Source organism: Okeania sp. SIO3I5 (genome assembly GCF_010672085.1).
Lineage (GTDB): Bacteria > Cyanobacteriota > Cyanobacteriia > Cyanobacteriales > Microcoleaceae > Trichodesmium.
In genome coordinates, this window is record NZ_JAAHHT010000082.1 from 27,512 (window position 1) to 35,164 (window position 7,653).

4 protein-coding genes are annotated in these 7,653 nt (G+C 39.3%); 3 read left to right on the plus strand and 1 reads right to left on the minus strand.

Annotation, left to right across the window (positions count from 1 at the left end; genetic code table 11):
- Positions 1 to 1,180: 1,180 nt before the first annotated feature.
- A complete protein-coding gene (locus F6K40_RS19145; RefSeq protein WP_293138648.1) occupies positions 1,181 to 2,041 on the plus strand; it encodes an aldose epimerase family protein in 861 nt (286 codons plus the stop codon).
- A gap of 239 nt (positions 2,042 to 2,280) precedes the next feature.
- Here the strand turns inward: F6K40_RS19145 and F6K40_RS19150 are convergent, their stop codons facing one another.
- Positions 2,281 to 3,552, minus strand: coding sequence for a tetratricopeptide repeat protein (locus tag F6K40_RS19150; protein ID WP_293138650.1), 1,272 nt, complete (start codon positions 3,550 to 3,552; stop codon positions 2,281 to 2,283).
- Between the two features lie 410 nt (positions 3,553 to 3,962).
- Between F6K40_RS19150 and F6K40_RS19155 the strand changes: the two genes are divergently transcribed.
- On the plus strand, positions 3,963 to 4,292 hold the full coding sequence (locus F6K40_RS19155) for a CU044_2847 family protein (RefSeq protein ID WP_293138652.1): 330 nt from the start codon (positions 3,963 to 3,965) through the stop codon (positions 4,290 to 4,292).
- A 13-nt stretch (positions 4,293 to 4,305) separates the two neighbouring features.
- The coding region (locus F6K40_RS19160) for an nSTAND1 domain-containing NTPase (protein ID WP_293138654.1) at positions 4,306 to 7,653 on the plus strand (3,348 nt) is incomplete at its 3' end.

The window sequence follows — 7,653 nt, forward strand, 5'->3', positions numbered from 1 at the left end:
AATGAAACGACTATTTCTCTCTAGGCAATAAAAGGAAAATTTTGCGACTCCAGCTCCGGGAGCTTCAGGGAATGAAATGACTATTTCTCTCTAGGCAATAAAAGGAAAAATTTTGCGACTCCAGCTCCGGGAGCTTCAGGGAATGAAATGACTATTTCTCTCTAGGCAATAAAAGGAAAAATTTTGCGACTCCAGCTCCGGGAGTTTCAGCAAATGAAACGACTCTTGTTCAATAGTAATAGAAAGAAAAATTTTTATCCTCCAGTTCCGGGAGCTTGAGCAAATGAAACGACTCTTGTTCAATAGTAATAGAAGGAAAATTTTGCGACTCCAGCTCCGGGAGCTTCAGGGAATGAAATGACTATTTCTCTCTAGGCAATAAAAGGAAAATTTTGCGACTCCAGCTCCGGGAGCTTCAGCAAATGAAACGACTATTTCTCTCTAGGCAATAAAAGGAAAATTTTGCGACTCCAGCTCCGGGAGCTTCAGTAAATGAAACGACTATTTCTCTCTAGGCAATAAAAGAAAAATTTTGCGACTCCAGCTCCGGGAGCTTCAGGGAATGAAATGACTCTTGTTCAATAGTAATAGAAAGAAAAATTTTGCGACTCCAGCTCCGGGAGCTTCAGGGAATGAAATGACTCTTGTTCAATAGTAATAGAAAGAAAAATTTTGCGACTCCAGCTCCGGGAGCTTCAGCAAATGAAACGACTATTGTTCAATAGTAATAGAAGGAAAATTTTGCGACTCCAGCTCCGGGAGCTTCAGTAAATGAAACGACTATTTCTCTCTAGGCAATAAAAGGAAAATTTTGCGACTCCAGCTCCGGGAGCTTCAGGGAATGAAACGACTATTTCTCTCTAGGCAATAAAAGGAAAATTTTGCGACTCCAGCTCCGGGAGCTTCAGGGAATGAAACGACTATTGTTCAATAGTAATAGAAGGAAAATTTTGCGACTCCAGCTCCGGGAGCTTCAGCAAATGAAATGACTATTGTTCAATAGTAATAAAAGGAAAATTTTGCGACTCCAGCTCCGGGAGCTTCAGCAAATGAAATGACTATTGTTCAATAGTAATAAAAGGAAAATTTTGCGACTCCAGCTCTGGGAGCTTCAGCAAATGAATAGCTTTTGAGACAATTTTGTGAGACGTTAATAGCAGTTATTTAAGGAAAATTATCTATGTCTACTAATCCCGGACAAAATCAACCCTACATTCTTTCCGATGAAGCTACTCAGTCTCTAGTAGTTGTTGTTCCTGAAAGAGGTGGCGTTGTTACTGAGTGGCGCACTCAAGACCAAAAAATATTTTACATGGATAAAGAACGTTTTGCCGATCCGACTCTTTCGGTGCGCGGTGGTATTCCTCTATTGTTCCCCATCTGTGGCAACCTACCTGACGATACCTACACCCTAGACGGAGAAAGCTACAAACTTAAGCAACATGGTTTTGCTCGTACCCTCCCTTGGGAAGTTACACAACAGTCTACCGAGAATGGTGCAAGTATTACTGTAACTCTCCGCAGTAACGAGCAAACTCTAGCAGTATATCCATTTAATTTTGAGTTGAATTATACCTATATTTTGCGGGGTAATACTCTAGAACTGCGATATGCTCACACTAATTTATCTCAAAAACCAATGCCATTTTCAACAGGTATTCACCCTTATTTTGCTGTGAGTGATAAAAATCAATTAGAATTTGATTTACCTTCAAATGAATATAAGCTCAAAGGCGAACCAACTGTTAATACTTTTTCTGGAGTCTTTGATTTTGACGCCGAAGAAATTGATTGGGCGTTTGTTAATTTGTCAAAACAATCAGCAGTAGTTACCGATAAAAGTCGCAATTTAAAGTTAACTATTAACTACGATAGTAATTACTCAACTTTAGTTTTTTGGACGGTAAAAGGTAAAGATTTTTATTGTTTAGAACCTTGGACTGGTCCTCGGAATGCAATGAATACTGGCGAACATTTATTAATTGCTGAACCTGGTAAAACTGTCGAAACAGTAATTAGTATGACAGCGGAATTGGGTTAGTTATCAAAATTAACTTTCGTCAGGGTAATTTATAAATTACCTCTGTTTTAGGGAGTAGGTAGGGACGTTGTATGCAACATCCCTACAGAAATTCTTACCTAAATTCCCAATTCCCAATTCTCAATTCCCAATTCTCAATTCCCAATTCCCAATTCTCAATGCCCAATTCTCAATTCCCAATTCTCAATGCCCAATTCTCAATTCTCAATTCCCAATTATCAATTATCAATTATCAACTGCTATTGTTGCCAATCAGATATAACTTTTTCCAAATACCAAATCCTATTTCTACCAGGATATTTTTCTTCAACTTTTGCAATTAATTGTTCTGCCATTCCCCAATGTCCGCCAACCATTCTTAAAAGTTGTTGTTCCAATTGCTTATACTTAGAATCTTCATCAAAATTCTGATTTTGACTAGGAACAGATGTCTGAATTTTCTTCAAATTATCCAAAGTTTTTTCATAATTTTTCCAATCTTCAACTTCCCCAAATAATTGAGCAGCATTCTGATAGTCATCTATAGCTTTTTTCATTTCCTCTAAACGAGAATAAATAATCCCTCGGTTATAAAAAGCTTTAGCTTCATTAGGATTAATTTTTAATGCTTGTTCATAATCTTTAATTGCCTCTTGATACTTACCAATATCCCGATAAGCATTCCCTCTAGTCACATAAATAAGAGAATTATTTGGTTCAACTTTTAAAGCTGCATCAAAATCAGCGATCGCTCCTTTAAAATCTCCCATTTGACTCCGAATCATCCCCCGATTTCGATAAGCTAAAACATCTCGATCGTTAAATTGCAAAGCCTGATTAAAATCTGATATTGCCCCTAAATTATCCCCTTGTTTATAACGAATAATTCCGCGACAACAATAAGCTTGAGAATCTGAAGCATCCACTTGTAAAGCCCAGTTTAAATCTGCCATTGCTCCGTAGCGATCGCCCTTTTCAAACCTTTTCAAAATTCGAGTTAAAAATGTTTGACTATCACCTTTTTCCCACGGAACATTACTATCAGTTTTAACAGCAGGAGAAACTACATTTTGCAACTGTTTAATATTATCCAAACATTTCTTACAATTAACAGCATCCTTCTGTTCTAAATACAATTCTGCACCACGCTTAAAACTAGCAATTGCTTCTGTTTGATTATCTTGTTGACGGTAAGCATTACCTAACAATTTATATGCTGGAGCATAGTTACCATTAATCATAATTATCTGATGAGAATCTGTAATAGTTCCTGAAATATCTCCTACTATTAACTTAGCAATACCACGAGCCAAATAAGCATCTATATAATTAGGATTAATTGCCAAAGCTTGAGAATAATCGGCAATTGCTTCCTCCTTATTTCCTAAATCAAACTTTGCCAAACCTCTGCCATAATAAGCTTCAGCAAAATTAGGATTAATTTCTATAGCTCGACTAAAATATTGAATTGCTGTTTGATAGTCTTTAGCACGAGAATTTGCTACAGCTTGATTATATATTTCTTGTTCCATTGCACTAAAATTATTTTATGAATTATTCTAATACTTTTATTCTATAAAAAGTTGTCAGTTAAAATTGACTTTTATAAAAAAAATTCACATCGACTGCTAAAGTCGGAAGCTTAAAAATGATTTGCGGAAAAAATGTTTTGCAGCTTTTTGAGGAAAAAGAAAGGAATTTTGAGGGATTAACGAATGAAGAAAAGTTGAATTTCCAGACTCAAAAATATGGATAAAAAATTAGGGTGGGCAAGATTTAAACAAAAGCGATATGATAATTCTGTGGCCAATCTTTTGCCTGCAATGGCCATTGTAAAAATTCTAAATATTCAGAAATATACCCGAAATTCAGGAGTAGCTTTTTGTATACTATAGTTAGTCAAACTTTTAATCATAACTTAAATTTAGAACAGAGGTAAACTGTGAAACCCTTAATTAAATTTCCCTTAGATGGTGACAAGTCGATTCTTGTAGAAGTAGAGGAGTTACCAGTTTCCGAGGTAGAGCAAGAACTGGTTGCTAACTATCCTGGCCAACAAGTTGTTGTTCAGGCTCAAACCTCCTTTGCTGAAGCAATGGAACAAATTCAGCCTATTGCTACCAATATTATCGGCAAAGTCCGCGAATTAAAAGACTCCCCTGATGAAGTAGAGGTAAAATTTGGGCTAAAAATGACTGTAGAAATGGGAGCGATTATTGCCTCAACAAATGTGGAAGGCAACTATGAAATCACCCTGAAGTGGAAGAAGTAATTTGTAGTTAACAATGACTTTTCAATGGATATCAGCAATCACCCGCATTCGTCAACCTAACAACAGGGTTGTTGGTGCAGGTTTTCTAGTGTCTAATCGGCACATTCTCACCTGCGCTCATGTAGTTAATGCAGCACTAGGGAAACAACTAAATGCTCCAGATGAACCAAACCAGGAAATCGATCTAGATTTTCCCCTAGTTGCATCCGGAAAAATTCTTAGGGCGAAGGTTGTTCGCTGGAGAGCAGTCCAACCTACTTCCTCTATCTTACCAGAAGCAGGAGCTGATATCGCCTTGTTAGAACTGGAAAGCAGCTTACCAGAAAAAACTAATCCTGTACGATTGGTTAAAGCAGAAAACTTATCGAAACATCCTTTTGAAGTCTTTGGTTTTCCAGAAGGAAGGTCAGAAGGAGTTTCGACTAATGGCATAATCAGCAATCCCCAAGCTAATGGTAGAGTACAGATAGAGGTTGTAGGTGCTTATCCAATAGAATCAGGGTTTAGTGGTTCTCCGGTATGGGATGAGCAGTTGGATGGGGTGGTGGGGATGACTGTAGCGATCGATCCTAAACGCCCACAGGTTAGGGTTGCGTTTATTGTTCCGACGACTCAGTTGATTGATGCTTGTCCAGAGTTAGAAGAGCAAGCTATTCCTCCTTGTCCCTATCGAGGTTTGTTTGCCTTCCGAGAACAGGATGCTAAATTTTTCTTTGGACGGGAGACGTTTACTCAGCAGTTAGTACAAGCGGTACAAAGACAGTCCCTGGTGGCTGTCATTGGAGCTTCTGGAAGTGGTAAGTCTTCGGTGGTATTTGCTGGTTTAATTCCTGAGTTGCGTTCAGAAAAGGGTTGGTTGATTGAGGATTTTCGTCCAGGCGATCGCCCGTTGCGCAATCTGGCAAAGAAGTTAGTTGCTCTGCGACAATTTGAAACAATAGATCCACTAGATCAAATTGATCAGATGCTTGAAAGGTTTCGGGAGGGAAAGAGAAATTTACGGGATGTGATTGAAGATATTCTGGAGAGAAACAACCGCACTCGCTTGTTACTGATAGCAGATCAGTTTGAAGAAGTTTATACCCTTTGTCAAGATAAGTCAGAACGCCAGATATTTCTCGATCTCTTCCTAGATGCAGTCAACCAGACAAAGAATTTCACCTTTGTTCTTACCTTACGAGCTGACTTTTGCGGATATGCTCTTTCTTACCGTCCTTTTGCTGATGCTTTACAGGATACTGACCGCAAAATTGGGCCGATGAACCGAGCAGAATTGCAAAAGGTAATTGAAAAACCTGCCGAATTGCTAGGGGTAAGAATTGAGTCTGGACTGACGGAACGTATTTTGGAAGCGGTAGAGGATGAACCAGGATATTTGCCGTTGCTAGAGTTTGCCCTGACATTACTGTGGGCAAAACAGCAAAATGGTGAGTTAACCCATGAAGCTTATGAAAGCATTGGAGGTGTGGAAAAGGCACTCGCTGAATATGCAGAGGAACAGTATCAGAATCTGAGTGAGGAAGATAAACGCAGGGCGCAACAGATATTTATTCAGTTGGTGCGTCCAGGAGAGGGAACGGAAGATACTCGAAGATTAGCTACCAGTGATGAAATTGGAGAAAGTAATTGGAATTTGGTGACACGCAAAGAAGGGTTAGCAGATGCTCGTTTGGTTGTTACTAATAAAATTGAGGGGAAAATAGAAACTGATCGAGAAACTGTGGAAATTATTCACGAGGCATTGATTCGGGAATGGGGAACCCTACGAGGTTGGATCGACGTGAATCGGGAGTTTCGCACTTGGCAGGAAAGGCTGAAGGTAAGAATGCAAGAGTGGGAGACAAGTAGTAGGGATGATGGAGCTTTATTGCGGGGTGTGCCATTGGGGGAAGCAGAAGAGTGGTTGCACAAACGTCGAGAGGAATTGAGTCAAGCACAACGAGACTTTGTACAGTTGAGTTTGACAGAGTGGAATAGGGAAAAAGAGGAAAGAACACGTCAAGAACGAGAAAACCTAGAAACTCAAGTAGCTTTTGAAACATCAGAAGAAAAGAATCGTATCTTGGCTAAAGCTAATCAGAAAGCTAATCGCCGGATTCGTTTTGGTTCTGGTGTTTTAGCTATCTCTTTTATTGGAGCAATAATTGCTGGAGTCATTGCAGGTATAGCTAATCAGAAACTAATCGCACTTAATAAAGTAGAAGCAACCTTTGAAACTATTCTGGGAAGACAAGGTATTCAAAGAAGAGGGATTGCTTACTATACCCTAGGTGATTTCGATCAGGGCATCGGTTATCTTCAGAAGAGTCTTGAATTTGCTAGAAAAATTAAAGATCGTCGTGGAGAGGGATATGTATTAGGAAATCTGGGAATTATCTATCATGCTCAAGGACAATATAAAAAAGCCATCAATTACCATAAGCAGCATTTAGCGATCGCTCAGGAAATTCAATACCGTCGAGGAGAAGGACAGGCTTTTAGTAATCTGGGAATTGTCTATCAAGCTTTGGGGGAGTATAACACAGCTATTAATTATCATCAGAAACATTTGGCGATCGCGCTGAAGATTCAAAATAGAATGGAAAAAGGATATGCCCTTGGAAATCTGGGAATTGCCTATCAAGCTTTGGGAAATTATAACAAAGCTATTGAAGATCATCAAGAGCATTTAGCGATCGCTCAGAAAATTCAAGATAGTCAAGGAGAAGCTCAAGCTCTAGGCAATTTAGGGCTGTCATACCAAGCACAAGGTGAATATACTAAGGCTGAACCCTTATATCAGAAGGCTATAGCTATTCAGCGGAATACCTTGGGGGAGAAGCATCCTGATGTTGCTAGCAGTCTTGATAATTTAGCGGGACTGTATAAAAAACAAGGCAAATATATCGAATCAGAGTCTGTCTACCAAAAAGCTTTAGCCATCAGACAGCAAAAGTTAGGGAAAAATCACCCTGATGTAGCAGCAAGTCTAAACAATCTGGCAGCACTTTACAAATCTCAAGGGAGATACACAGAAGCGGAACCTCTCATTCAACAGTCCTTAGCTATCACAAAGGAAAAATTAGGAGATAACCACCCCGGTGTTGCACAGAGTCTGAACAATCTGGCAGGACTTTACAAATCTCAAGGGAGATACACAGAAGCCGAACCTCTCTATCAAGAGTCCTTAGCTATCACAAAGGAAAAATTAGGAGAGAATCACCCCGATGTGGCAACGAGTCTGAACAATCTGGCAGCACTTTACCAGTCTCAAGGGAGATATACAGAAGCCGAACCTCTCTATCAAGAGTCCTTAGCTATCACAAAGGAAAAATTAGGAGAGAATCACCCCGATGTGGCAACGAGTCTGAACAATCTGGCA

Excerpts from the sequence above, each read along its gene's own strand:
- F6K40_RS19145 (WP_293138648.1), top strand. The coding sequence starts at position 1,181 with ATGTCTACTAATCCCGGACAAAATCAACCCTACATTCTTTCCGATGAA.
- F6K40_RS19150 (WP_293138650.1), bottom strand. The coding sequence starts at position 3,552 with ATGGAACAAGAAATATATAATCAAGCTGTAGCAAATTCTCGTGCTAAA.